Source organism: Planococcus halocryophilus (genome assembly GCF_022489025.1).
GTDB lineage: Bacteria > Bacillota > Bacilli > Bacillales_A > Planococcaceae > Planococcus > Planococcus halocryophilus_A.
The window spans coordinates 32006-58092 of record NZ_JAKVTG010000002.1 but is presented as its reverse complement, the minus strand read 5'-3'; the positions used below and the strand labels follow the sequence as shown (position 1 = coordinate 58092).

Below are 26087 nucleotides of genomic sequence, written 5' to 3'. Positions count from 1 at the left end.
AAAATGAAAAAAACGATGGGTCTTATAAGCTTGGCTCTGTTGATGAGTGGTTGTAGCAATACTTCGGCAAATGACGAAAAATTGTTAGTTTCAGCAGCTTCTAGTCTGACAGATGTAATGAAAGAAATGGAACTGCAATTTCATGAAATCGAACCGAATATTGAGCTGACCTTCAATTATGGCTCTTCTAGTAAACTGAGAAGCCAAATTGAACAAGGCGCACCGGCCGACTTGTTTTTGTCAGCTAGTGAAATAGATATGGAATTACTGGAATCCCAACAGCTAATAGATGTAGATAGCATCAAGCCGTTTGCTGAAAATCAGCTCGTTTTAGCGTCGTTAGAAGAATTTCCGGAAACAACTGATTTTCAAGAACTCGTCTTGAATACAGATGAAAAGATTGCGATTGGAGAACCTGACAGTGTTCCACTTGGCGCATATTCAAAAAAAGCATTAGAAAACGAAAACTTGTGGGACTCCCTTAGTAATCGTCTAATTTATGCAAAAGATGCTCGTCAAGTCGTTACTTATGTGGAAAGCGGAAATGCAGAACTCGGAATTATTTACTCATCAGATGCTGTTATTTCCCGGGAAATAAGTGGAACACTTGAAGTGCCAGGGCAGACAGACCCTATTATCTATCCAGGAGCAGTCGTCACAGATTCCGAAAATCAGTCTGCAGCAACTGCTTTTTTAGAGTTTGTCACCAGTTCAAAAGGGCAAGCCATTCTTAAAGAATATGGATTTATGCCCATAGCTGGAGAAACGCCATGATGGCTTATGATTTGTCTCCACTTTGGTTATCGCTCAGAGTCGCAGTGATTTCAACGTTATTTGTGTTTATCGTGAGTCTTGCGCTGGCTCGCTTTATGTCGAGACGTGATTTTTTTGGCAAAAGCTTTCTTGAAGCGTTGATCCTATTGCCTTTAGTATTGCCACCGACAGTAATTGGCTTTGGGTTAATTGTGTTGTTTGGCGTAAATGGGCCACTAGGTATTTTACTGGAACAGTGGTTTGGCTTTCGCGTAGTGTTTACGTGGATTGGTGCGGCGATCGCTTCTTTTGTTGTGTCGTTGCCGCTAATGTATCAAAGTGTTTTGGCTGCTTTTGAAAAAGTAGATCCGCGCTGGGAAAATGTAGCGCGAACCATGGGTGTATCTGAATGGCGAATTTTTCGGACCATTACGTTTCCACTTGCTTGGTCGGGTATATTGGCAGGATTAATCTTGGCTTTTGCACGCGGCATCGGTGAATTTGGTGCGACGCTAATGATTGCCGGCTATATTCCAGGGGTAACAGAGACTATACCACTGGCTATTTATTTTGCTTATGAAGCAGGCGACATGGAAAAATCTTTGTTTTGGGTATTGATTGTGTCGTCGCTTGGGATAGCTGCAATTACGTGGGTTAATTATTGGCGTAAAAAGACCGCTGTACGAATCGGAAGGGAATGAGCAAATGCTGCAAGTGGATTTCAAAAAGCAATTAGATCATTTTAGTTTAACGATGCAATTTAGATTGGATAAAGAAATTTTAGCATTGGTTGGCTCTTCTGGTTCGGGTAAGACGACGCTATTAAACTGCATCGCGGGTATTGTCCATCCGGATGTTGGTGAAATTTCATTGAATGAACGAAAATTTTATAGCGATGATCAAAAGCCACTAAAAATACAAAAGCGCAAAGTTGGTTATTTATTTCAAGACTATGCACTATTTCCGCACTTGACCGTAGAACAAAATATTCTCTACGCAGTGCCAAGAGAAAGCGCTATTGCACATATTACGGAATTAACGAAAATTCTTGGCATTACAGGTTTGTTAGGAAAATACCCACACCAAATTTCTGGTGGTGAAAAACAGCGTGTCGCATTGACGCGTTCGTTAGCCGCACAACCAGATATTTTATTGTTGGATGAACCTTTTTCAGCATTGGACGATGCCAATCGTGACCGCTGTCAAAATGAACTGTTGCGAATTCACGAAAAGTGGCAAATTCCCATTATTTTCGTAACACACCGAATTGCGGATGCTGAAAAATTAGCCGACCGTATTATGAGAATTGAAAAAGGACAGATGACCGAAGAAACTGCACGCTAATAATTCTGAGGGTAGATAAAATCGTTTGAAAGATTAAACGGATAGAGAGTGGGAATCACAGTGGATGAACGTTATTCAAGACAAGTCTTATTCAAACCGCTTGGGGAGTCGGGGCAACAACACTTATCACGTGCGACCGTTACCATTGTTGGTTGCGGAGCTTTAGGTTCAGCGATTGCAGAAACCTTGACACGAGCTGGTATTGGAACGATTCATTTGGTCGATCGTGATTACGTTGAAGTATCCAATTTGCAGCGCCAGCAATTATTTACGGAAGAAGATGCGCGGCAAATGATGCCAAAAGTGGCAGCGGCTGAGCAAAGACTAAAAGCCATTCGCAGCGATTTGCAGTTAATCACCTATTTAGAACATCTCGATGCAGCAGGTATGGAAAAGTTGGCAGCAGTAAGTGATTTGATCTTGGATGCGACGGATAATTTTGAAACACGTTTGTTGATCAACGATGCTTCTGTGAAATTTGGCGTGCCTTGGATATACGGTGCTTGTGTTGGCAGTTCAGGAGTCGTATTTCCATTTGTGCCGGGAGAAAGCTCATGCTTTCGTTGCTTAATACCCATTCTTCCAGCCATTAATGAAACATGTGATACAGTCGGTATTATCTCTCCAGCTGTTCAAGTGACAGCAGCGCTTCAATGTACAGAAGCTTTAAAGTGGTTGAGTGGCAACCGTGATGCAATGCGTAAAAAAATTTATCATTTCAACTTATGGGACAATAGTCAAATGGATATTGGCGTATCGCGCATTAAAGATCCTAACTGCAAAACGTGCGGAGAAGATGCGGTATTCCCGTCACTTAATGAAACAGCCTCAAGTTCTTATGCAGTTTTATGCGGACGCGATGCTGTTCAAATTTTACCTGATGCGAACCGCCCAATTACATTAGATGACGCCGAAAAGGTCGGCAACCGATTAGCAGCTGGTGTAAAAAGAACGCCTTATTTTGTTGAACTGAAAGTATTCAATCACCGCATGGTATTGTTCGGCAATGGTCGCTTGCTAATTCATGGCGTTCACAATATAGCAGAAGGTCGGAAATTATATCACCAAGTATTTGGCTAATCAGAAAGGGGCGATTGTATGTCAGAAACGTTTCACACAGGCCATCAAGTGCGGATTGCGGTGTTAACTGTTAGTGACACAAGGACAGAAGAAACCGATACTGGCGGTCAGCTTGTACAACAGATGGCTAAAGATCATGAGCTAGAAATTAGTGACTATGCGTTAGTTCCAGACGACATCGCAAGCATTCGACTAACGATTTCTGACTGGTTGGGCCGTGATGAAATTGATACGATTATTACGACTGGTGGAACCGGAATAGCTAAGCGTGATGTTACTTTAGAAGCGATTCAGCCGCTGTTTGAAAAAGAAATATCAGGATTTGGAGAACTCTTTCGTTACGTAAGCTTCACTGAAGATGTCGGCACTAAAGCACTTCTTAGCCGAGCGGCAGCAGGAGTAGCCAATGACAAAGCCATTTTTGTATTGCCAGGATCTCGCGGCGCTGTAAAGCTGGCGATGGAGCGCTTGATAGTGCCAGAGATTCAGCATATTTACTCGGAATTGACGAAACATTAAACAGGTAATGCAGTATAAAAAAGCTTATGCGTCTGTCAGCAAACTGACAAACGCATAAGCTTTTTTGAATACAGTTGATTATGCAGTAAAGTTTCCATCGTAACTCAGCATAATGGCTGACCTTACGCCCATCATCTCGGAAATGTGGTTGATAAAATCGATATTGGTATCTTTAACTCGTACTTCGTACGTTACTTCATAGTCATTATCATGCGAAACTGACTTTGATTTGATTAAATATTTTTTTACGTTGGCTGAAAGTACTTGATCAAGCGTTTTTTCAATTTGATTGTCTTCGTATTTGACGATTAACAGATAAGGGTTTTCAATTTTAATTTTGTTGACGAAAACGATTAATACTAGGCCAATCAGCAAAGCTCCAACGATTGCGAGTAAAACAAAACCCGCTCCGCATAAAATACCTGAAACAATGGTCCAAAACAAGTAAACCAAGTCCATCGGATCTTTCACCGGCGTCCGGAAACGAACGATTGACAACGCCCCTACCATACCAAGTGACAACAGGACATTTGTAGAAATCCCCATAATAATGAGTGAAGTCGCCATCCCCATCACAATAAGAGAGATGTTAAAGCTGTGTGAATAAATAACACCAGAAAACGTTTTTTTGTAAATCATATAAATGAACAACCCGATGGCAAAAGAAGACACCAAACCAATCAATGAATCAATCAATGAAAAACTACTGGTAGTTTCTAAAAACCCTGATTTAAATATGTCGCTAAAATTAATACTTTCCATTTTTACTTCCTCCAATTAAATTACTTTTTTTAGTTTTATTGCAATTAGCCATACATCCGGCTGATTTGGTATTTCGAGTAGGCGCCTGCCCGCATGTCACTGACTTGTAGCAATTGTTTAATGACATTTGGTAGAAATTCATCGAATTTGACTTCTAAAATCACTACATCTGGTTCAGTTTCTACCATGGCAATGTTTGGATTGAGCACATCGTTGTTGCGAAGACTTGTTTTAATTTCACTATCAAAAGTGACCCGCACATTGCCGTGTTTGTATATAAATACTTCTCTTTCATAGTCTACAACTGTCAAAGGCTTGAGTTGCAGCAAGTTCATTTGCCAATATAAATCTTGAATAAGTGTTCGTGAATCGCTTTCCATCCAGTTCAAGTCACCGCTTCGAATTTTTTCGTATTCTTCTGCGGTCATTGAACATTTTTGTTTATAGGTGAGGTTGTTGCGTTTGCTTTTTTTCTCCAAGTTTAGAAAGCTATTATTTGAGTCGTAAAGCCTGACTCGGAACTTATCTCGCTCGAAAAGACCTTCTTTTTTCTGGTTCATCACTTTATTATCAAAGTTATCGAAATAAACGCTTCGGATAGAATACGTTCCATTTTCTTTAGCATGAGGATCAATTTCCATATAGTGTTTTAACTTGTTTCGTAGCAAGTAGCAATCCATTTTGGTCATTTCGTGTTTAATCTCTCTGCGACCTTGTATGCCGTTTAAGTTTTGTGCTTTCATCATCATCTACTCCTTTGGATAACCCCATTATTAACGGGAAACCTTAAACAAACCTTAAAAATTTTAAACAAATAAAAAACCCGCAAAATATGCGGGTTTTATTGTGGTAATTTCACTTTAAATAGCGTACCGACTTGTCCGTTCTGAGAGGCGATGATGGTGCCGCCGTGATGGGTAACAATCCACTGGGCAATCGATAAGCCAAGACCGATGCCTCCATTTTCTCTAGACCGAGCTTTGTCTTCCCGGTAAAAACGGTCAAATATATACGGAAGGTTTTCTTTTTGAATGCCACGACCGGTATCTCTTATTTCTATCACTGCTTTTTGGTCTTCTGTATAGGTTTTGACGAAGATATGTTCCTCTTCATCTGTATACTTCAAAGCATTGTCCAATAAAATGACCAGTAATTGATGCAGTCGTACTTCGTCTGCTTGAATTTTAGTTGTGCAATTTAAATCGAGTTGCAAGGTTTTGTTTTGCGATTCGGCAATTTCTATATAAGGGACACTAACGCGTTCGATAAATTCGTCGACATGAAGAGGATGTTTATCAAGCTGAATTTCAGCAGAATCAGCTCGAGCTAAAGTTAGTAAATCAGACGTCAATTTAGATAAGCGTCTCGTTTCCGATAGGCTGAGTGCTATGTTTTCGAATTTTTGAATGATTTTTTGTTGAGGTTCCACTAGCAAAAGCTCTAATTTGTTTTGGATGATGGTTAAAGGTGTCCGCAATTCATGAGAGGCATTTTCAACAAACTCTGCTTGTTTGTTCCATGATTTAATGATTGGCTCCATCATTTTTTTCGACAAAATGTAACTCGCAGAAATTGATAAAACAATGAAAATCAGTGAACAAATAATTAACAATCGACCAAAGTTATCGAGAATCGTTTGTTCACCATCAATATTGACCAATAGTTGCGTATAGGCGATTTCACCATCTGCTGTTTCGTTTTCGATGAGCAGTGAACGATACGTATATTCATCGTCAACCGATAAATTTGTAATGGTATTGAGATTTTCAACAGCCAATATGGATTCTTGAGAGAAATTTTCATACAACCAAGTTCCGATTTGGTCTTCGTTGACGATGTCACCTGCGGTATTCCAGTTCAGAACGATAATCCGTGGATTAATGCCTGCGGGAGGACCAAGTTCCGGACCATTCTCTAAAGGTGAACGGATAGTTGTAAAGTCTTCACTTAAAACGAATTCTTTTGCCTGCGTTAAGTCATCATCGGTTTTTAAAAAAAGTGTATTTTGGACTTGTTGGAAAATAATAACCCCGAAAATAGTGAAAATGATGCTAAAAGCAATCAAGTTCAAAATCATAAAACGTAATTGCTGTTTGCGAAAAATGGGTTGCCTATTCATCTTGTTCACCTGCATCTGACAGCATATAGCCTAGTCCACGGAAAGTCTTAATATACTGATCGTAGTTGAATTTCTTAAGTGTTTTCCGCAAGTTACTAGCGTATACTTCGACAACAGTTGTCGAAGTATCGGATTCAAATCCCCAAATACGGTCGAAAATCTGTTCTTTCGTCAAAATAATGTTTTTGTTGTTGACTAGATACTCGAGTAAATCAAATTGCTTGCCGTTTAGTTTGACCGTTTCTTCTCCAAATTGAGCGGTTTTATTTTTGATGTTTAATTTGAGTTCCTTAAAAGACAATGTGTTTTGCTTGAGTTCGCCTCCCGATCTTCTAACAATGGCTTCAAGACGCAAAAGTAGCTCTTCCCGGTGGAAGGGCTTTGCTAAATAATCATCCGCCCCTGCTTTAAATCCTTGAATCTTATCCCCGATGCCATCTTTAGCGGTCAACATAATGACGGGAGTCGTAATGTTTTGGCTTCTTAGTTTTTTTAACACTTCATATCCATTTAAGTATGGGAGCATAATGTCTAAAATGATGCAGTCAAAAATATTTTGTTCGGCTAAAAACAAGCCTTCTTCTCCATCAAAAGCTTGCTGTATATGGAACATTTCTTGTGTTGTTTCTTTAATTGTATCCGAGAGATGCTGATCATCTTCTATAATTAATAATTTCATTTTGAGCGCCCCTTCAGGAAATTTAAGAATAAGTTGATTATAGGACTAAGTTTTGAAATTGCAAATTTTTTCACGAATTTATTATTTTTAAGGTTCGGTTAAGGTTGAAGATGAATAATAAGGATTATCGAGAGGGCAATAAGCCTTTCAACAACTTAAGGAGTGAGCACAAGATGCCCAAAAATAAAAGAATGTTTAAATTAGCCGCAACACTGTTAAGTGCAAGTTTGTTATTTGCATGTACAAATGAAACAACTGAAAATCAATCATCAACGACCGCTACTTCAGATACAGTGGTGGCTGAACAAATGACGAGTTTGGTTAATGACGTGGTAACTTACACGGATGAAGATGAATATACAGATTGGCAGGATGAAAATCCTTTCGAAGTCGAACTCAACGGCGACAGCGCAGAATTTGCATCATCAGCGGCGATTATTTTTGAAGACAATGTACTGACGATTAAAGCAGGGGGCACATATGTATTTACAGGGAATTTAGATGATGGTCAGATTGTAGTCGATTCCGAAGATAAAAAAACAGTCCGATTGGTTTTGAACGGAGTGGAAATCAACTCATCGGAAAACTCAGCAATTTATATTAAAGATGCAGAAAAAGCTGTGATTTCTTTAGCGGATGGTACCGAAAACAGTATTTCTGATAGTGCTAACTATATAATGGATGATTCAACTGAGGATGAACTAGACGCAGCAATTTTTAGTAAATCTGATTTAACGATTAACGGTTCCGGACAACTAACAGTAACGGGTAACTACAATGATGGCATCGCCAGCAAAGATGAACTGAAAGTAACCGGAGGAGATATTCAAGTCACTGCAGTTGATGATGGCTTGAAAGGGCGAGATCTTGTCGCGATAAAGGCCGGTGCATTTGTTATTGAAGCGGGTGGTGACGGTATCAAATCTACAAACGATGAAGATGCAACAAAAGGTAGCATTGCTTTAGAAGGTGGAACATTTGATATCACATCTGGCAACGATGCTATTCAAGCGGAAACCGATTTAGTGGTGACAGATGGAACGTATACGATACTTGCAGGTGGCGGTAGCCCAGAAACGATTAAAGAAGCAGGAGATGCCGCGCCAGGCACAGCAGTTGAAACAGAAGTTGTTGAAGACACAGAAAGCACAAAAGGTCTCAAAGCAGGCGGAGCTATTGACGTAAGCGGTGGTATTTTCACTATTGATTCGCTTGACGATGCAGTGAATAGCAATAGTGATATCACGATTGCTGGAGGACAGTGGGAAATTGCAACCGGAGAAGATGGCGTTCACGCAGATGATTCACTGGTGATCACAAGCGGTGAACTAACGGTTACAAGAAGTTACGAAGGTCTAGAAGGTAACTTCATCACAATTGATGATGGAACGATTGATGTAACCGCAACTGATGATGGCATTAATGTAAGCGATGGTACTACAGTGACAACAGGCCCACCGGTAGAAGTGGAAGAAGCAGATAAAGTTGAAATAGGTGAAGGTGGAGAACCTGTGTTGACGATTAATGGTGGATTTATAACAGTTGATGGTCTTGGAGATGGTCTCGATGCCAACGGGTCAATCGTAATGACAGGTGGTACCGTACTGGTTGAAGGTCCGACAAGAACGATGGACGGTTCGATTGATTATGATAATGGCTTTGACCTTACGGGAGGGTTAATAATCGCTGCGGGTAGTACGGGTATGGTTCAAGCCACTTCAGAAGAAACGGCTCAAGAATCCGTTGTCATGACCTTCCCTGAAATTCAAGAGGCTGGAACAATTGTTCACCTGCAAGATAGCGAAGGGACAACGATTGCGACATATGCTCCATCTCGAGAGTTTTCGGCTATATTTATTAGCACGCCAGACTTAGAGATAGGCGCATCTTATACGCTTTCTTCAGGAGGTACCTCATCAGCCGAAGAAACAGAGGGTCTTTACGAAGATGGCGGGTATGAAGGCGGAACAGAGCTTCTAGACTTTACAATTACCGAACCGGTTACGTGGTTAAACGAAGATGGAATCACAGAAGCGAGTGTTGAAAATCCTGGCGGTGGAGCAGGTGGAGCAGCTGGAGGCGGCGGAATGCCGCCAGAGGCTGGAGCACTTCCACCTGACATGCCGGAGATGGATGAAGAAACAGAACAAAAAGTGCAAGAAATTAGAGATCAGCAAATGGCGGGAACTATTACGGAAGAACAAGCGCAAGAGCAACTGGCGGAACTGGGCATAGAAATGCCAACAAGACCTGTACAATAGTTCGTGAATAGCAAAAGCCGGAGAAAACGAATTCGTTTTCTCCGGCTTTTTATATGTGCAAATTTGTAAGCTATAATCAGTAATTTTTTAATTGAAAGGTTTAGTCGCGTGCATAATCAGATTTCCCACCAGTTTTTTGAAGCAGCATCGTCGGTCCAATGACCATTTCTTTACCAGAAGCTTTGCACATATCGTAAATCGTCAGTGCAGCAGCAGAAGCGGCAGTGAGGGCTTCCATTTCAACTCCTGTAGGTCCTTTTGTTTTTACTTCAACGGTCAACAACACTTCGAAATGATTTTTTTCTTCATCGACATTCCACTGGAATTCAATGTCCACGCCACTAAGTGCTAATGGATGACACATCGGGATGATTTGTGAAGTGTTTTTAGCTGCCATAATGCCAGCTACTTGAGCCACTGCAAAAACATCCCCTTTTTTATTAGTACCTTCTTTAATTTGTTGGTAAATTGCTTTGTTTAATAAAACAGAAGTAGTTGCACGAGCAGTTCGTACACTGTCTTTTTTATCGGAGACGTCGACCATTTTGGCACGACCTTGAGCATTAAAATGAGTTAGTTCTGACAAAAGAATCATCCTTTCGATAGTGGCTGTTTTTAGTATAGCATGACGTGAGAAAGTGAGATGGGAAGTTGACGGAGTAGATTTATTTCCTGTTATATACATTGTTATAGGGGTGTGTTTGAATAGAAACTATATATAGAAAAGAATAGAAAGAGGATATAATTGCTACGGGCGGCGTTTCGAACCGGAAAGGTCAATATTTTGCGCGGATCGAAGAAGAGTGAGTAAAACGTACGATGCAGAAAGGGGGAGGAAGGGCATGCTGCTAACGATACAACCAGAAGAGCTGACTGAACATTGGTACAATGTGTTTGAGCAAATCGAATGGACCGAAGTGCTGCTGTTTTTGTTTTACGTAGCGTGTATTTTTATCGCGAGGGCTGTCGTACTTGCAATTTCCCGCCGCTTAAGCAAAAAACGGATGTTCCGGCACATCGATTCGATTTTGCGAAGCTTATTGAACTGGGCGACGACTTACGGGATTTTGCTGTTCATGATTTTTTATTTTTCCGATTCGGACTGGATGTTCAACCGGCTATTTGAATTTGGCAATGTTGAAATCACGGCGTTCCTGTTAATTCTGGTCATCTTGATCGTATCGCTCGCCAATCGTGCAGCAAAAATCATTACACGCTATATTTTGCCGAACGTCTATCAGCGCTACCATTTGGATCGGGGCGTGAGCTACACATTCGATCGCATGTTCCATTATACTGTGATGGCTATCGCCATTCTCGTCAGCTTGACGACGGTCGGTTTGGACTTGAGCGCCTTGACAGTATTTGCTGGGGTGCTTGGCGTAGGGATCGGCTTTGGCTTGCAGAACATTGCCTCGAACTTTATCTCGGGTATTATCTTGTTGTTCGAACGACCGATAAAAGTCGGTGATCGGGTAATCATTGATGATTTGATCGGCGATGTCGAGAAAATTTCGCTGCGTTCGACCGTCATCAAGACGATTCATAATGAACACGTGATCGTTCCGAATTCCTATTTCCTAGAGGAGCAAGTGGTCAACCGTTCGTATGGCGATCCGCGCATGCGGCTTGTCGTACCGATCGGTGTCGCCTACGGAACAGATGCTGAAAAGGTTAAAAGTGTACTGTTGCAAGCGGCACAAGAAGAGCAGCAGGAAGGTGGCGTGGTTTTATTGGACCCGGAGCCGTTCGTCAATTTTTCAGCATTTGGCGAGTCATCGCTCGATTTTGAATTGATGGTGTGGATTGCCAACTCCAACCAAGTCATCACAACAAAAAGTGCATTGAATTTCCGCATTAACCGGCTGTTTGCTGAGCAGAACATCGAAATTCCATTCCCGCAGCGCGACCTGCATATTAAAAGCATGCCGGAGATAAAAGGGGAATAATAATATAGATAGCTTCGCCTTTTTCATATACTTCTACGGGTGTTAGATACGGTTCGTAATATTCGGCATTAGTAGGTGTGTTTGAATAGGAAGCATATAAAGAAAAGGTGGGATTCGAATGGAGCATACAAAATACCCCAAAAATCTAAATCCGTTTATAGCAGTTTGGACGCGTCCGCGTGTGACAGTTCGATATGTTATTGAAGAGAAATCATCACGTTTTACGTTTCTGTTAATTGTGTTGTCCGGCTTTGTGGGCGGACTGCTCGCTACGTTAAATGCCGAGCAGTTATTACCTATAGTGGGTATTTTTTTGCTTGCTCTTTTCTTAGGACCGATTGGAGCGGCCGTGAGTACGGCTATTGGTTCTGGGATTTACTTATTAGTCGGTCGATTATTTAAAGGGGAAGCCACGTATAAAGAAATGTTTCGTGCTCTCCTAACAGGGCAGATTCCACAAATTTGGTTGACGCCAATCATTATTTTATGGCTGTTGCTACTGCCAGAAACTTATTTTGCAGAGGCTGGCCAATTGCCAGCTGAAGACATGGGGATTATGACAATAATTTTCACCCTTATTTTAGGAGTTGTGTCTATTTGGACGCTCTTTGTTCAAAGTAATGCAGTAGGGGAAGCACATAGATTTTCTGCTTGGAAAGGGTTTTTTGTTATCACAATTCCTGCAATTTTGTTTGTGGGAATTATTGTGTCTATTATCGTTGCCATTACGATGGCCATTTTATAATATGTACAAAAAACAAGGCAGCCATTTGGCTGCCTTGTTTATTTGTCTACGTGATTGACGACTCCGCTTTCTTCAACGTCTGCTACTTCGCGACGTACAGTTTCGTTCACGACTTGAACATCTTTAACTTTGCGTTTACCAATGACAATTTCTTCGCGAACCACTTGTTTTTTGCCGATCTCGAGACGTTCTTCAGTAAGTGGAATATGAATGGCATCGCCTTTTTCATATACTTGTGCTGGAGTTAGTGTTGACTCATCATAATCAGTTGTTGCTGCTGGAACAGTTTTTCTTTCAACCACAACTTCTTCGCGTTCCACAGGTACTTGGATTTCTTTGTCTTCTTCAATCATCTGTTTATGAACTTGGACTTCACCTGTTTGGGTTTTGTTCTTCTCAGCGCTTAAACGTTCTTCGTGTAATGCAAGAGATTGTTCTTCTGTATCAACTCGAGGTTCCATCTGTAAATCGGTTTCTGAGTGAATTGCCGATACTGGTTGACTGCTCGTGTAGAGGAGGAGTTTACCGAGTTCGACTTGCTGGAAATAATAATCGGTCTCTTCTTCATCTAATCCCATTCGGTTAAAAGCATCTTTTGTAATATCATCACCAGCTAAAAACGATATGAGTTTGCCTTTGAAGTTATCACGGTCTTGCGTATCGATATGAACGGCGGTATGAGTAATCAGCAAGTCTATTTGTTCATCGTGCTTGGATACTAAATACAATTCTTCTTCTTCGTATCCCGCTGCTTTTAATTGGCCGACTTGGATCAATACTTTTGCTTGTGCATCAAAAAGCCCGATGAGTTTATTTTCTTTTTTTTCCATGCCTAATTCCTCCTATGTTGATTGTGCCGATTCAGTTTGCTAAAAGTTATTTACCCTTGAACACGTATAAAATAAACCTCTCAATAGGAAAAAAGACGTATCCGAATAATCATTCGGATACGTCTTTAGCTTCTAAAATAAATGATGTTGGTTCTTTTTGGCTTCTACCATGTTTGTAATATCTGATTCTTGTCGGTGATGGTTTTTATTGATCGCTTCTGTATCTTGAATAGTGCGCTCTGAAGGCTTGGATTCTTCTTTAGGGTTAAATGATTCTGGTTGAGAGCGCAAATGCACTTCTTCAGCAGTTGTCATTCGAGCAGTTGTGGATGTATTGGTTTCGGGCTTATAGGTTGTGCTGTATTCGCTGTTAACGTAAAGTACAAGTTTTCCATTTTCGACTTGTTGGTAATAATCGTCTGCTTCGCTACTTCCTAAGCCCATTTGTGTAAAAGCATGGCGCGTAGAATCTTCCCCTGAAATAAATGCTTTAAATTTGCTCATAATGTTTTCATCTTCTTGGACCTCTAAATGAACATTCGTTTGTCCTTGGACCATAGATAGTTGATCATCGTATTTAGCAATTACATACATATCTTCTTCTTTAAAGCCTTGTGCTTTTAGCTCGGTAATTTTATGCAAAACTTCTGCTTGTACATCGTATGACTGAATTAATGTTGTTCCTTCGTTGGTCATTTCGAATTCCTCCTAAATAGTGATAAATCCCCTGTAAAGCATGGTAATAATAATGTACCCTGTTGTTTTTTAAAACAAACCAACGGGTTTTTAAATAAAAGCTTGCGTTACAGTTTCATTTTTTATACAATATAAAACGTAATCATTACTATTTATAAAACAATATCGTAAAATGAAGGAGGAAAAATAATGAGAGTTAATATAACACTCGCATGCACAGAAACAGGAGATCGAAATTACAGTACAACAAAAAATAAGCGAACAAATCCTGAACGAATCGAGTTGAAAAAATACAGCCCGCGTCTTCAGAAAGTTACTGTTCATCGTGAAACAAAATAATTTTTTTAATCTATAAAACGTAATCATTACTATTTTGGAGGTGGAGAAATGGCGAAAAAATCGAAAGTTGCGCGTTACGAGAAACAGCAAGCGCTAGTTGCCAAATTTGCAGAAAAAAGACAAGAACTCAAAGAAAAAGGCGATTTGGAGGCATTAGCTAAGTTACCAAAAGATTCATCACCAACGCGTTTAAATAATCGGTGTGCAGTAACAGGAAGACCACGGAGTTTTATGCGCAAATTTGGAATGTCTCGTATTACTTTTCGAGAACTGGCGCATAGAGGGCAGATTCCAGGGGTTAAAAAAGCAAGCTGGTAAATGGATCCTGTAATCTCCTATTTAGTAAGCGCAAAAAGATAGTCGTTCATTCGATTTCTATTAATTTATACTGTAAAAATATGCCGAACAGCAGACTTTTGTCTGCTGTCTTTTTTTGTTATCAAGTATATTGTCAGCGAATAGTGCTTTTAGCCAATATATTTTTTAGTTTGAACTCTTTTAAATCCATTTATTGATGCTATGATTAGGTATATTTAACTTTTTTGTAATCTAATTTATTCTCCTCATGAGAAGCAAACAAGAGGCGGAGCAACAGTGAAAATGGATATTTTAAAGCGTAACAATGTACGAGTGACTGGGCAAGGAGAAAAAACGTTAGTATTTGGTCATGGATTTGGGTGTGATCAGCAAGTTTGGAATAATACCATTATGGAATTTCAAGCGAATTATCGAGTCGTTACTTTTGACTATGTTGGATCAGGAAATAGTGATAAATCAGCATACTCACAAGAACGTTACAGAACGTTAGATGGTTACAAACAAGATTTATTGGAAGTTTGCGCTGCACTCGAGCTAGAAGGGCTGATTTTCGTTGGGCATTCTGTTAGTTCGATGATTGGGCTACTAGCAACGATTGAACAACCTGAGTTGATGGAAAAAATGATTATGATTGGTCCGTCGCCTTATTATATGAACGAACCTGGCTATAATGGCGGATTTGAGCGATCGGACATAGATGAGTTATTGGATATGATGGAGATAAATTACAAAGAGTGGGCAAAATATTTGGCTCCTGTAGTAATGCTAAATGAAGAACGACCTCAACTAGCAGAAAATTTTGAGGAGATATTATGCTCAAATGACCCAATGATTGCAAGACAATTTGCTGAAGTGACATTTACTTCAGACCTTCGGGATCAATTGGATAAAGTAACAGTCCCAACTTTAATTCTTCAACCGAAATTTGATGCGATTGTACCGTTAGAAATTGGGACCTACATTCACGAAAAAATCGCCGGCAGTAAATTGGTAATAATGGAAGCAGTGGGACATAACCCACATTTAAGCGATGTTGAGGAGACCGTGGCATGCATCAAGGGGTACTTGGCAGAGTAGGAGTGAGGACAATGGAACAGCAACTTGATAGAGCACCTTGTGGATATTTAGTTCTGGACGGGGACTTACGTATAGTTGAAATCAATAGCACATTGCGGAACTTAACAGGTGTAGAAAATCCGCAACATATTCATGAGTTGCAGACCATCGCATCACGGATGTATTTTCAGACTTACTTTACTCCTTCTATTAAAATGCACGGAACTGTCAACGAGATGTTTTTAACATTGAAAAGTACAACAGGATCTATGCCGGCATTAATGAATGTAGTAGAGCGCGACGGATTTTATGAATGTGCTGTGATACAAATGAGTGTTCGCGGAGAGTATGAAAAGGAATTGCTACTGGCTAAGCGCACTGCCGAAAAAATTAATAGTGAGACAGCTGACGCTTATGAAAAGTTACAAACTTTAATGAATGAAGTCGAAAACAAACAGCAAGAGTTGCTAGCTTTAAACTTAGAGCTTCAACAATTAGCCATCACAGATTCACTCACTGGTTCCAAAAACCGTCGCTATCTTGAAGAACGACTAACCCATTTTTTAGTACAGGCAGAAAAAGGGCGTGAAGTGACTGTTCTCATTTTAGATATCGATCATTTTAAACGAGTCAATGATACACATGGCCATCATATAGGGGATGCAGTATTAAAAGAGTTAGCGAGACGTTTGGAAGAAGTCGTCGGATCAACTGGCATTGTGACACGTTTTGGTGGAGAAGAGTTTGTCATCATTATGCCTGACGTTGGGGCTAAAGAAGGTTTGGCTAAAGGCAATGCCATATGCAAATACATGGAGTCTGCTAACTGGATAAATGTACCGGTTACTGTCAGTATTGGCGTCGCGGTATATATGCCTGGCGATGAAATAAGCAGCTGGTTGTCACGGGCAGACAGCTACCTTTATAAAGCAAAAGCTGGTGGGAGAAATTGTGCTTACGGACTAATATAAATCGAATCAAAAAAAACGCTGAAGTTTGTAGACTTCAGCGTTTTTTCGACTTTAGTTTGTTACAGCTTCTGAATGCAAATCTGGTAAAGATGCACGTAACGTCAATGTTTCTTCTTCTGTTAATGGAATCATCGGCAATCGAACGCCACCTACTTGAACGCCCGTGATGTTAAGAGCTGCTTTAACTGGCGTCGGATTTGGCGCAGCAAACAATGCTTTCATCGTTGGTACTAAACGTCTATGAATAGCTGCTGCTGTTTTTACATCACCTGTTTTAAAGCTCGTAATCATGTCTTGCATATCATTGCCAATAATGTGCGCAGAAACCGAAACAATTCCAGTGCCACCAATTGATAGCATTGGCAGTGTTAAGCTGTCATCACCGCTGTATACAGTAAATGAGTCAGGCGTATTTTCGATAATTTCAGCAGCTGCGTCTAAATCGCCACTCGCTTCTTTAACGGAAACAATATTGCTAATTTGGGATAAGCGAATGATTGTCTCAGGAGACAAATTAACTACGCTGCGACCAGGAATGTTATAAAGCATCACAGGCAAATTCGTAGACTCGGCAATCGCTTGGAAATGTTGGAACATGCCTTCTTGTGAAGGTTTATTGTAATATGGCGTTACAAGCATAACGCCGTCAATACCAACTTCTTCTGCTTGTTGCGTCAATGAAATAGAAGCACGCGTATTATTCGATCCCGTTCCTGCAATAACCGGAATTCGACCCGCGACTGTGTTTACGGTAAATTGGAATAACTCTACTTTTTCCTCAATTGATAAGGTAGGTGATTCACCTGTTGTACCTGCGACGACAAGTCCGTCAGAGCCGTTCGCGATTAAATGCTCGATTAATTTTTTGGTTGCTGGGAAATCGATTTCTCCTTGTTGGTCGAACGGTGTTACCATTGCTGTAATAATTTGGCCGAAATTCATAAACAACACACCCTTTTCTAATTTTTTTCGTAGCTTAGAGGTGAGGGGCCAGTCAGGAATAAACAAAAAAGCAGCAACAGGGGGGTCCTGTTGCTGCAGTAGAAACAATGTTTACCATTCGTTCCTGTGCATCAGATAGCCCTCCATATAGTTTCCTATATGACAGTCCTGCATTTGTTAAATACAGACCCAGCGCACGGAAATATGAGCTTTCCGTCACTTCGGCAAATCCCCCTTTCGGCAAACGTCAATGGACCTCATCGTCCTCTTTTTGCGTACTGATGGTTTTTGCGCCTCTATCCTACTCCATAAAAATGGAGCAAGAAATATTGAATTAGCTGTACTATAACAAATATATTTGTTAATTGCAAGATGAAAAACGTAAAATTTTATAGGGAAGGAAGTGATTCAGGATGGACGAGCAAGCATATGATAGCCAACTAAACATTGTAACTGTGGGACACCAACAAGGGTTGACCGATTCTTTGCACCACAATCGTTACGAGCCAACTCCATATGATTTACTCGATACCTTGTTCGAGCATTATCCTGTGATTCCAGAAGATCAACTTGTGGATGTTGGATGTGGCAAGGGACGCTTAAACTTTTATGTTCATCATTTCTTCGGTGCGAAAAGTGCAGGGATTGAGATGAATCCCTTATTTTACGCTGAAGCTCTTGAAAATAAAAAAAGATATCTTGGGCAGCACGAAGACGCTGAGTCGAGCATTAGCTTCTATAATTGTTTGGCGCAAGACTATCAAGTCGCAGACCAAGACAATAAATTTTATTTCTTTAATCCTTTTTCAGTGCAAGTGTTTATCGCTTTTCTCAATCAAGTGATGCGCTCGGCTGAAAAAACTCCGCGAACAATTGATGTGATTTTATTTTTTGGCTCACAAGAGTATGGCGATTACTTAGAGATGAGCACGGCTTTTCAATTAGTAAAAGAAATTCCATTGCCTGATTTTCATAAAGATCCACGTGAACGCTTTTTAATTTATCGGCTACCTAAGATGGATTAAAACAATAGTGGAAATGGGTATGCTTAACTATAAAACCATTGTGAAACGAGGGACCCTTATGGATTGGAAAGGTAGAAAAGCCAGTAGAAATGTTGAAGATCGAAGAGGTAAAGGTGGTGCGATTGTGGCCGGAGGTGGCATCGGAGGCCTTTTGATCGTCCTACTCGTCGCTTTTTTAGGAGGCGATCCGGGTGTTATCCTGGATCAATTAGGTGGATCGACAGGAACCACTTCCAATCAGCCTTACGAAGCAACGCCTGAAGAAGAAGAGTTGGCTGAATTTGTCTCGGTCGTTCTTGCAGATACGGAAGAAGTATGGACAGAAGTTTTTGCAGAAGAAGGCATGGAGTACGTAGAACCGACACTCGTCCTGTATACAGGCAGTGTTGAATCGGCTTGTGGAACAGCGGGAGCATCAGTTGGACCTTTTTATTGTCCAGGTGACTATAAACTTTATATCGATTTAAGCTTCTACAATGAATTACAAACTCAGTTCAAAGCGCCTGGAGATTTTGCGATGGCTTATGTAGTGGCACATGAAGTCGGTCATCATGTTCAAAACTTACTTGGAGTGATGGAACAAGTGCAACCACTGCGCAATGAATTAAGTGAAGAAGAATACAATAAAGTGCAGGTTCGTTTAGAACTTCAAGCAGATTATTTATCAGGTGTTTGGGCTCATCACGCACAAGGCATGGGATATTTAGAAGAAGGTGACTTACAAGAAGCGTTAACGGCGGCAAGTGCTGTAGGAGACGATACCATTCAACAACGTGCGCGTGGGTATGTCGTTCCTGAAAGTTTTACGCACGGCAGTTCAGAACAACGTCAGCGCTGGTTTAAAAAAGGGTTTCAATCCGGTAATTTAAAAGATGGCGATACGTTCAATGCGACTGATTTGTGACCTTTTTCTGCTTTTTCTCTATTAATGGGAAGGGTGCAGCATTGATATTTTTGCTATTCTAATTCATTATAAAGAATAGACAGTCTTTTCATCTGAGATGAGAAGAAATATAGTTCTATGAAGGAAGTACAGTATGGTTGAGGATAATATCACACGCATAGAATACGGCGAAAAAGAATTGATCTTAATCGGTACGGCACATGTATCTAAAGCAAGTGCTGAGCAGGTGAAGGCAGTTATTGAAGCAGAACAGCCTGATTCGGTTTGTATCGAATTAGATGCACAACGCTATGAATCGGTAACGCAAGATAGCAAATGGAAAGAAACCGATATTTTTAAAGTCATTAAAGACAAAAAAGCGAGTTTATTATTAATGAACTTGGCCATTTCTTCATTTCAAAATCGACTAGCCGATCAGTTTGGTATTAAGCCTGGACAAGAAATGATTCAAGGAATTGCCTCTGCTAAAGAAGCTGGAGCAGAACTTGTATTAGCGGATCGCAATATTCAAGTGACGTTTTCACGCATTTGGGGCAATATCGGCTTTATGGGAAAAGCACAACTTCTGACGTCTGTATTTTTCAGCATTTTTAGCAAAGAGACCATTTCAGAAGAAGACTTGGAAAAGATGAAGTCACAAGATACGTTGAACGCTGTGATGGATGACTTTACACAAGCTTTTCCGAAATTGAAAACGCCGCTTATTGATGAGCGTGATCAGTATTTGGCCCAAAAAATAAAAGAAGCTCCTGGTAAAAAAGTCGTCGCTGTTCTTGGTGCCGCTCATATTCCAGGAATCATCAAAGAAGTTCATAACAATCACGATTTAGAAGAATTATCAAAAGTTCCACCAAAATCGAAATGGCCAAAAATTATCGGCTGGGCGATTCCATTGGCGTTAGTTGCAATGATCGCTATTACATTCATGAACAACCCTGCAGCAGGAATTGACCAAACAGTTAGCTGGATTTTGTGGACAGCATGTCTCGGCGCAATTGGAGCGACGATTGCTTTTGGTCATCCATTGGCGATTTTAACAGCGTTTGTTGGCGGGCCGATTGGTGCCTTGCATCCGCTTTTGGCTGCTGGCTGGTTTTCCGGGCTGGCACAAGCCTATGTTCGTCGCCCGAACGTTGGGGATTTCCAAACATTGTCGAAAGACGTTTTTACTCTCAAAGGATTTTGGGACAATAAAGTGACGCGTGTCTTATTGGTTGTCGTGTTGACCAATTTAGGTACGGCAGCTGGTAACGTTATCGGTGGCTTAGATGTTATTCGTTTGTTTTTCCAAAACCTATAAAATTTAATTTAGAAGGCAGCCAAAAAGGCTGTCTTTTTTTAGGCTGACGAGAAGGTCTTAAATAACCGTGTTTTCCGAAGCTTATCGCTCGCTTTCCGTGGGGCGGACATCGAGCCTCCTCGTTCGCTGACGCTCTCTGCGGGGTCTCTCAAGCCCGCTATTCCCACAGGAGTCGAGCAAACGCTTCTCCAAATACATAGACAGTTAATTTGTTTTAGGTAGTAAAAGTATCTGCTTTGCATGAAGTATTGTAGGTTATTAACTTATTCCAAACTCTTTAAAGAGGCTGTCTTTTTTTGCTGTAACGTATGTTTATTTTGAAAATCGGGTATAGATTAAGTAAGAAAGATGATGAACGGAGGCGCGTTAAAGTGAGCTTTTTTCTGGTTGGAATTTTGCTGTGGTCTCTGGTGATTGGGTCAATTATATTGGCGATTATCGGTCTATGGAAACGATCATGGAAAGCGCTAGCTTGGAGCGGAATTGCGCTTTTGCCCCCAATGGCGCTCATATTTTGGGGTGGAGAAGGCATTTGGTTCCGAATGTCTATTTTGCTACCGCTGTTGTTATTTGTCGCCGCATATTGGATGAAACAGCAGCAGATGCCAAGCTTGTAAACCAGATGGATTATCCATCTGGTTTTTTTCGAGCTTTTTACTAGTGTTTTAAATTTTATAGTTATACAATAATTATACAAAAGGTGAAGGAGGCGGAATAATGAAATACATATTAGATCGCAGCAAGTTATTCATATTTTTAATTTTAATTCTGTCGATTGTTGGCGCGTATGTTTTTGTTACGTTGCCACAACGTGAAATTCCAGAAACACCGTCAAGCCTCGTATTAATATCAACAATTTTGCCAGGTGCGGGACCTGAGGAAGTTGAAACTTCTATTACGAACCCACTCGAGCGTGAAATTCAAAAAGTGGATGGTATTGCCTCGTTGCAATCGATTTCTTCTAATTCTGCTTCTATTATTACATTAGAAATAGAGGATGGAGAAAATCCGGATGAATTGGTTAATAGCCTTCAACAGCAAGCGAGTATTGCTGCTTCGGGGTTTCCCGATAACGCGCAAGAACCAACCGTTGAAAAACTGAGCTTCACTTCTCCTTTAGTCTCGTATATGTTTTACGGAGATGAAGAAGAGTTGGCAAATATGGAAGAAGCTTTGTCAGCTTTATCTAAAAAGGTAGAGGCCGTTTCTGGCGTTGCTGGCACAACTGTTAAAGGGTTGAATTCACAAGAAGTGTTAATCGAGTTGAACAGTGAAGAACTGGCAGCCAATCAGCTTCAGCCATTTGAAGTGCTCGAATCGCTTCAACAAGCAAATCAGCCATTGTCTCTTGGTACACATGATAACGGCAACGAGCAAATAAGCTTAACTGTGCAACAAGAGCAAGGCATTGAGAAACTTAAAGAATTACAAGTCGGCGCAGCCGCAGTTCCACTGGCAGATGTTGCAACGATTGAAATAGTTGATCAACAAACAAAAGATATTGTGACATTTGAAGGTGAAATCGCCATTTCATACACGGTCTTTTTACAGACAGAACAAGATGTTCCTGCAGTTGATAAAAAAGTGTCTAGTATCATTGAAGAATTTACAACAGATTTGCCGGCGGGCGTTCAAGCTGAAAAATACGTATCTCAAGCAGAAAGTGTCAATGAAATCTTTGACAGTCTGTATGTTTCATTGGCAATTGCCGTACTTGCTGTATTGATCGTCACAACAGCAGGGTTGACGTTATTTGGATCGTTTGCGGTTGCGTTAACGGTACTGGCTTCTGTGTTAATTGGGATGATTCCGATTCCGTGGTTGGGTGTCGATTTAAACCAAATTTCAGTGATCGGCCTTATTATTGCAATCGGGATTTTAGTCGATGACAGTATTGTCGTAAATGACAATATTCAGCGACGTTATAAATTAGGAGATTCCGCACTTAATGGCGCGATTACTGGCGTCCGCGAAGTTTATCCGTCAATTATTGCTTCTAGTTTGGCGATTGTCGTTACATTTACACCATTATTGCTATTGTCCGGTGGCAATGGGGCTTTTATCAAAGCCTTGCCAAGTATTTTAATCACAACGATCATCGCATCAACGATACTATCGATTACACTTGTACCAATGATGCAATATTTAAAAACAAAACGGAAAGCAAACAAAGTATCCGAAACTCCTGGGTTTTTAGGAAAACCACTCGAGAAACTTGCATTGTTTTATTCTAATAAAGTTTTACGTGGTGTATTAAAACGTCCAATAATTGTTGGGGGCGGCGGTTTGTTAATAGCGACGGGATTATTGTCACTCGCGCTCTTTACGCCGTTTGAATTTTTCCCAGCAGCTGACCGTGAAGAAGTGACCATGAATGTCCGCCTTGCAGAAGGCACAACGATTGAAGATACCGATGAATTTCTTACGAACTTAACAGAGGAAGTCGAGTCTGAAGATGACAATGTCGCGGAAATTTCTATTTTCTCAGGCGAAGGTTTACCGAACTTGTTTGCCTCTTCAATGAACAATACAGGCGGCAATACGGGTCAAGTGGTATTCCGAATTGACCGTGACCAAACAACGTCTGCTGATTTTATCGAAAAATGGCAGCCCGAGTTACGTGATCGTTTCCCAGAAGCTGAAATTTTCTTGGATACGATTGTTCAAGGTCCACCTGTAGGAGCTCCAGTTACAGTCGATATTAAAGGCGAAGATATCGAAGAATTAGCGTCTATTCGTGATCAACTAAAAGAGCAAATGCTTGCGAGCGGTGCAACGATTGTTACGGATAATTTAGGCGATCCGGTTCCAGCAATTGAATATGTACCAAACCAAGATGCATTACAAGAAAACAAAATTGCGCTAAGTCTAGTCACGAATCAACTTCAGCTTTTGACACAAGGGGTGCCTCTATACACCATTTATGAAGGTCAAATGCCGTATCAAGTGTTCTTGAAGCAATCCGGAATTGATGAAGGACAGCCAATTGATTTGTCTCAATTTGAAGTTCCGGCACTTAGTGAACAAGGACCACCGGCATTTGTACCAATGAATGAATTGTTAACAGCAGAGGACACTACAAAAATAGCACAAGTGCCACATAAAGAAGGGGATCGTTCAATTACCCTTCGCGCATTTGGTGGCGTGGCCGACTTCGAAAACAAAATGTTAGATGTCGTTGATACAGAGCGCGAATCATTGTCAGAAGGCTATGAATTATCAACGGGTGGAGAAAACTCTGACCAAGAAGCTTTCTTTGCTGAAATTGGTGTTTTGTTCTTAGTTGTTATTTTACTGGTGTATTTAGTTATCGCATTCCAGTTTAAATCGTTCAGCTTGCCGTTCTTAGTACTAATTGCTGTTTACTTAGGTATTTCCGGTGCTATTCTTGGCTTGTTCTTAACGCAAACACCATTAAGTTTCCTAGGAGTGATGGGAATTGTTTCACTGACAGGTATTGTAGTCCGAAATGCGGTCGTATTAATCGACTTTGTAGAAGTTCGTCGTCTGTCAGGAGAACTTGATATTAAGGAAGCCATTATCGAATCAGGCTACGCCCGAATCAAACCCATTCTGTTAACAACGATTACATCGATTATTGCCCTTGTACCAATTGCATTGTCAGGGGATCCGTTATTTGAACCATTGGCGATTACTATCATCGCAGGACTGACGTTCTCAAGCTTGTTTACATTAGTGATGATTCCAGCGCTTTACTTAGTATTTTATCGCATGAATCGCCGCAGAAATAAAGTTACAGCATAACAATCAACTGCGCAGCCTTCGGGTTGCGCTTTTTTATTTCTAGGTTTTATTGCTAGGACAATAAAACCTTTATTGGAAGAGGATAGGAGGTGTGTGAAGTGACTTGGAAGGTATAAAGTCGTGTTTATGAATGCGTTCTCATTTCGTCACACGATAACCATTTACATCTCGTTTTAGATTTGGTAAGATGTCTGACGACAGCTGAGTTAAACAAATTATTTGCTTAATTTTCTGATAAAAATATATCAATGAGGTGAAGTTGTGAATTTATTGTGGGGCATCTTTGGCGTATTCGTTGTTCTTGGAATCGCCTTTCTGTTATCAAGCGGCAAGAAGTCTATTAAGCCACGGACAATTCTCGGCGGATTAGCTATCCAAATTACGTTTGCATTTATGGTATTGGAATGGGAATTCGGGAGAAAAATATTATTAGGTCTATCGAATCTTGTTCAGAATGTAATCGATTATGCAGGTGAAGGTATTGCTTTCTTATTCGGTCCAGCGGCTGATGTAGGCGGCTTTGGATTTGTCTTTGCTTTTCAAGTATTGACAGTTATTATTTTCTTTTCTTCTTTAATTTCAGTGCTTTATTATTTAGGCCTTATGCAAATTGTTATTAAGATTCTTGGAGGAGCTTTATCAAAACTTCTAGGAACAAGTAAAGCGGAGTCGATTTCAGCAGCGGCGAATATTTTCGTTGGACAAACAGAAGCACCGCTTGTTATCCGTCCGTTTATCGCGGGCATGACGAAGTCGGAATTATTCGCAGTTATGACTGGTGGACTTGCTTCAGTAGCTGGTTCAACTTTGGCAGGATATGCTCTTCTTGGCGTGCCGCTTGAATACCTATTGGCTGCAAGCTTTATGGCTGCACCAGCTGGTTTAATCATGGCAAAAATGATGATCCCCGAAACAGAAGAAGTCGTAGAAAAAGACTTTGTTATGGAAAAAGATCAAACTTCAGTTAACGTTGTCGATGCGGCAGCACGTGGTGCATCTGATGGTCTTCAATTGGCATTAAACGTTGGTGCGATGCTATTGGCATTTATCGCATTAATCGCTTTGTTAAATGGTATGCTTGGTGGCATCGGCAACTGGTTCGGCTTCGGTGGCTTGACTATCGAAAGCATTTTAGGCGTTGTTTTCGCGCCACTTGCATGGGCAATTGGTGTGCCATGGGCTGAAGCTGTACAAGCTGGTAGCTTTATCGGGCAAAAATTAGTGCTTAACGAATTTGTAGCGTACACAGCGTTTGCTCCAGAAATTGAAAACTTGTCTCCTAAAACTGTAATTGTAATTAGCTTTGCACTTTGTGGATTCGCAAACTTAAGTTCTTTAGCTATTTTACTTGGTGGACTTGGTGCAATTGCGCCAGAACGCCGCCCTGACATTGCGCGTCTCGGCATTCGTGCCGTTGCAGCAGGTATGCTCGCTTCGTTATTGAGTGCTGCTATTGCAGGAATGTTCGTGTAAGAAATTAACTATAATGTGAGACCTGCAGAAATTGCAGGTCTTTTTTTGTTTTCGGCAGGGTGAGTGGCTAGGTATGCGCGGTGTGCGCTCGCGTACGCGCATTCCGCAGAAAATACGCGCGTACGGGTTAGGGAGAAAAATTTCTTTCTACGTAGAGCGTAGCGAGTGGCGACGACGCGTAGGTTTTAGTGCTTTTCGCTCGCGAAAAGCGGGGCATTCGTGTTTTTGGTTTTGACGTGGGGAGAGTGGGTAGTCTT

At 40.8% G+C, this 26087-nt stretch carries 26 protein-coding genes and 1 riboswitch; of the genes, 18 read left to right on the top strand and 8 right to left on the bottom strand.

Translation table 11 applies throughout. The features are described 5' to 3' along the window. The first annotated feature begins 3 nt into the window (after nucleotides 1-3). The 5 genes from modA to MLE13_RS03165 are packed head-to-tail and all read left to right on the top strand — an operon-like array spanning nucleotide 4 to nucleotide 3696. Entirely contained in the window at nucleotides 4-774 is a 771-nt protein-coding gene (gene modA / locus MLE13_RS03185) for a molybdate ABC transporter substrate-binding protein (protein WP_240748015.1), read from the top strand. Further along, the gene (modB, locus tag MLE13_RS03180; RefSeq protein ID WP_240748014.1) at nucleotides 771-1454 is read left to right on the top strand and encodes a molybdate ABC transporter permease subunit; all 684 of its coding nucleotides are present in this window, start codon (nucleotides 771-773) and stop codon (nucleotides 1452-1454) included. Before modA ends, modB begins: the two co-directional genes overlap by 4 nt. A 4-nt stretch (nucleotides 1455-1458) precedes the next feature. Beyond that, nucleotides 1459-2097 (top strand): ATP-binding cassette domain-containing protein, encoded by a 639-nt coding sequence (locus MLE13_RS03175; RefSeq protein ID WP_240748013.1) that lies wholly within the window; start codon nucleotides 1459-1461, stop codon nucleotides 2095-2097. A 60-nt stretch (nucleotides 2098-2157) separates the two neighbouring features. Continuing rightward, nucleotides 2158-3177, top strand: a complete 1020-nt coding sequence (locus tag MLE13_RS03170; protein ID WP_240748012.1) for a ThiF family adenylyltransferase — start codon at nucleotides 2158-2160, stop codon at nucleotides 3175-3177. 18 nt (nucleotides 3178-3195) lie between these two features. After that, nucleotides 3196-3696, top strand: a complete 501-nt coding sequence (locus MLE13_RS03165; RefSeq protein WP_240748011.1) for a MogA/MoaB family molybdenum cofactor biosynthesis protein — start codon at nucleotides 3196-3198, stop codon at nucleotides 3694-3696. A gap of 78 nt (nucleotides 3697-3774) precedes the next feature. Here the strand turns inward: MLE13_RS03165 and MLE13_RS03160 are convergent, their stop codons facing one another. From MLE13_RS03160 to MLE13_RS03145, 4 genes are all read right to left on the bottom strand, one after another. Then, entirely contained in the window at nucleotides 3775-4458 is a 684-nt protein-coding gene (locus MLE13_RS03160) for a DUF4956 domain-containing protein (protein WP_240748010.1), read from the bottom strand. A 44-nt stretch (nucleotides 4459-4502) separates the two neighbouring features. Further along, entirely contained in the window at nucleotides 4503-5201 is a 699-nt protein-coding gene (locus tag MLE13_RS03155) for a polyphosphate polymerase domain-containing protein (RefSeq protein WP_240748009.1), read from the bottom strand. A 98-nt stretch (nucleotides 5202-5299) separates the two neighbouring features. Further along, nucleotides 5300-6577 carry a sensor histidine kinase gene (locus MLE13_RS03150; protein ID WP_240748008.1) on the bottom strand — a complete coding sequence of 426 codons (1278 nt, stop codon included), beginning with the start codon at nucleotides 6575-6577 and terminating at the stop codon, nucleotides 5300-5302. After that, nucleotides 6570-7256, bottom strand: a complete 687-nt coding sequence (locus tag MLE13_RS03145; RefSeq protein WP_240748007.1) for a response regulator transcription factor — start codon at nucleotides 7254-7256, stop codon at nucleotides 6570-6572. Before MLE13_RS03145 ends, MLE13_RS03150 begins: the two co-directional genes overlap by 8 nt. Nucleotides 7257-7429: 173 nt before the next feature. On the opposite strand from MLE13_RS03145, the gene MLE13_RS03140 reads away from it, so the two are divergent. Continuing rightward, on the top strand, nucleotides 7430-9517 hold the full coding sequence (locus MLE13_RS03140; RefSeq protein ID WP_240748006.1) for a carbohydrate-binding domain-containing protein: 2088 nt from the start codon (nucleotides 7430-7432) through the stop codon (nucleotides 9515-9517). A 100-nt stretch (nucleotides 9518-9617) separates the two neighbouring features. Here the strand turns inward: MLE13_RS03140 and moaC are convergent, their stop codons facing one another. Continuing rightward, nucleotides 9618-10103, bottom strand: a complete 486-nt coding sequence (gene moaC / locus MLE13_RS03135) for a cyclic pyranopterin monophosphate synthase MoaC (protein WP_240748005.1) — start codon at nucleotides 10101-10103, stop codon at nucleotides 9618-9620. A gap of 256 nt (nucleotides 10104-10359) precedes the next feature. Between moaC and MLE13_RS03130 the strand changes: the two genes are divergently transcribed. Further along, a complete protein-coding gene (locus MLE13_RS03130; RefSeq protein ID WP_240748004.1) occupies nucleotides 10360-11466 on the top strand; it encodes a mechanosensitive ion channel family protein in 1107 nt (368 codons plus the stop codon). A 118-nt stretch (nucleotides 11467-11584) separates the two neighbouring features. Further along, nucleotides 11585-12211, top strand: a complete 627-nt coding sequence (locus tag MLE13_RS03125; RefSeq protein WP_240748003.1) for a Yip1 family protein — start codon at nucleotides 11585-11587, stop codon at nucleotides 12209-12211. 38 nt (nucleotides 12212-12249) lie between these two features. Here MLE13_RS03125 and MLE13_RS03120 read toward each other — a convergent pair whose 3' ends face one another. Both MLE13_RS03120 and MLE13_RS03115 read right to left on the bottom strand, forming a co-directional pair. Continuing rightward, a complete protein-coding gene (locus MLE13_RS03120; RefSeq protein ID WP_240748002.1) occupies nucleotides 12250-13041 on the bottom strand; it encodes a DUF2382 domain-containing protein in 792 nt (263 codons plus the stop codon). 132 nt (nucleotides 13042-13173) lie between these two features. Beyond that, the gene (locus MLE13_RS03115; RefSeq protein WP_240748001.1) at nucleotides 13174-13737 is read right to left on the bottom strand and encodes a general stress protein; all 564 of its coding nucleotides are present in this window, start codon (nucleotides 13735-13737) and stop codon (nucleotides 13174-13176) included. Nucleotides 13738-13926: 189 nt separating this feature from the next. On the opposite strand from MLE13_RS03115, the gene rpmG reads away from it, so the two are divergent. The 4 genes from rpmG to MLE13_RS03095 all read left to right on the top strand — a co-directional run bounded on the left by rpmG (nucleotide 13927) and on the right by MLE13_RS03095 (nucleotide 16421). Further along, a complete protein-coding gene (gene rpmG / locus MLE13_RS03110) occupies nucleotides 13927-14076 on the top strand; it encodes a 50S ribosomal protein L33 (protein ID WP_240748000.1) in 150 nt (49 codons plus the stop codon). 48 nt (nucleotides 14077-14124) lie between these two features. Further along, the gene (gene rpsN / locus MLE13_RS03105; protein WP_240747999.1) at nucleotides 14125-14394 is read left to right on the top strand and encodes a 30S ribosomal protein S14; all 270 of its coding nucleotides are present in this window, start codon (nucleotides 14125-14127) and stop codon (nucleotides 14392-14394) included. A 276-nt stretch (nucleotides 14395-14670) separates the two neighbouring features. Beyond that, nucleotides 14671-15471 carry an alpha/beta fold hydrolase gene (locus tag MLE13_RS03100; protein WP_240747998.1) on the top strand — a complete coding sequence of 267 codons (801 nt, stop codon included), beginning with the start codon at nucleotides 14671-14673 and terminating at the stop codon, nucleotides 15469-15471. A gap of 11 nt (nucleotides 15472-15482) precedes the next feature. Next, the gene (locus MLE13_RS03095; RefSeq protein ID WP_240747997.1) at nucleotides 15483-16421 is read left to right on the top strand and encodes a GGDEF domain-containing protein; all 939 of its coding nucleotides are present in this window, start codon (nucleotides 15483-15485) and stop codon (nucleotides 16419-16421) included. A 51-nt stretch (nucleotides 16422-16472) separates the two neighbouring features. Here the strand turns inward: MLE13_RS03095 and dapA are convergent, their stop codons facing one another. Beyond that, nucleotides 16473-17363, bottom strand: a complete 891-nt coding sequence (gene dapA, locus MLE13_RS03090; protein ID WP_240747996.1) for a 4-hydroxy-tetrahydrodipicolinate synthase — start codon at nucleotides 17361-17363, stop codon at nucleotides 16473-16475. A 128-nt stretch (nucleotides 17364-17491) separates the two neighbouring features. Then, nucleotides 17492-17670: riboswitch (Lysine riboswitch) on the bottom strand. 106 nt (nucleotides 17671-17776) lie between these two features. On the opposite strand from dapA, the gene MLE13_RS03085 reads away from it, so the two are divergent. From MLE13_RS03085 to MLE13_RS03060, 6 genes are all read left to right on the top strand, one after another. After that, entirely contained in the window at nucleotides 17777-18388 is a 612-nt protein-coding gene (locus MLE13_RS03085) for an SAM-dependent methyltransferase (protein ID WP_240747995.1), read from the top strand. A gap of 58 nt (nucleotides 18389-18446) precedes the next feature. Further along, complete coding sequence (gene ypfJ / locus MLE13_RS03080) at nucleotides 18447-19292, top strand: KPN_02809 family neutral zinc metallopeptidase (RefSeq protein WP_240747994.1); 846 nt, start codon at nucleotides 18447-18449, stop codon at nucleotides 19290-19292. Between the two features lie 133 nt (nucleotides 19293-19425). Beyond that, the gene (locus MLE13_RS03075) at nucleotides 19426-20592 is read left to right on the top strand and encodes a TraB/GumN family protein (RefSeq protein WP_240747993.1); all 1167 of its coding nucleotides are present in this window, start codon (nucleotides 19426-19428) and stop codon (nucleotides 20590-20592) included. 371 nt (nucleotides 20593-20963) lie between these two features. Then, nucleotides 20964-21209 (top strand): hypothetical protein, encoded by a 246-nt coding sequence (locus MLE13_RS03070; protein ID WP_240747992.1) that lies wholly within the window; start codon nucleotides 20964-20966, stop codon nucleotides 21207-21209. A gap of 100 nt (nucleotides 21210-21309) precedes the next feature. Further along, entirely contained in the window at nucleotides 21310-24357 is a 3048-nt protein-coding gene (locus MLE13_RS03065) for an efflux RND transporter permease subunit (protein ID WP_240747991.1), read from the top strand. Between the two features lie 261 nt (nucleotides 24358-24618). Then, nucleotides 24619-25830: a NupC/NupG family nucleoside CNT transporter gene (locus MLE13_RS03060; RefSeq protein ID WP_240747990.1), complete on the top strand. Its 1212-nt coding sequence runs from the start codon at nucleotides 24619-24621 to the stop codon at nucleotides 25828-25830. Nucleotides 25831-26087: the final 257 nt, after the last annotated feature.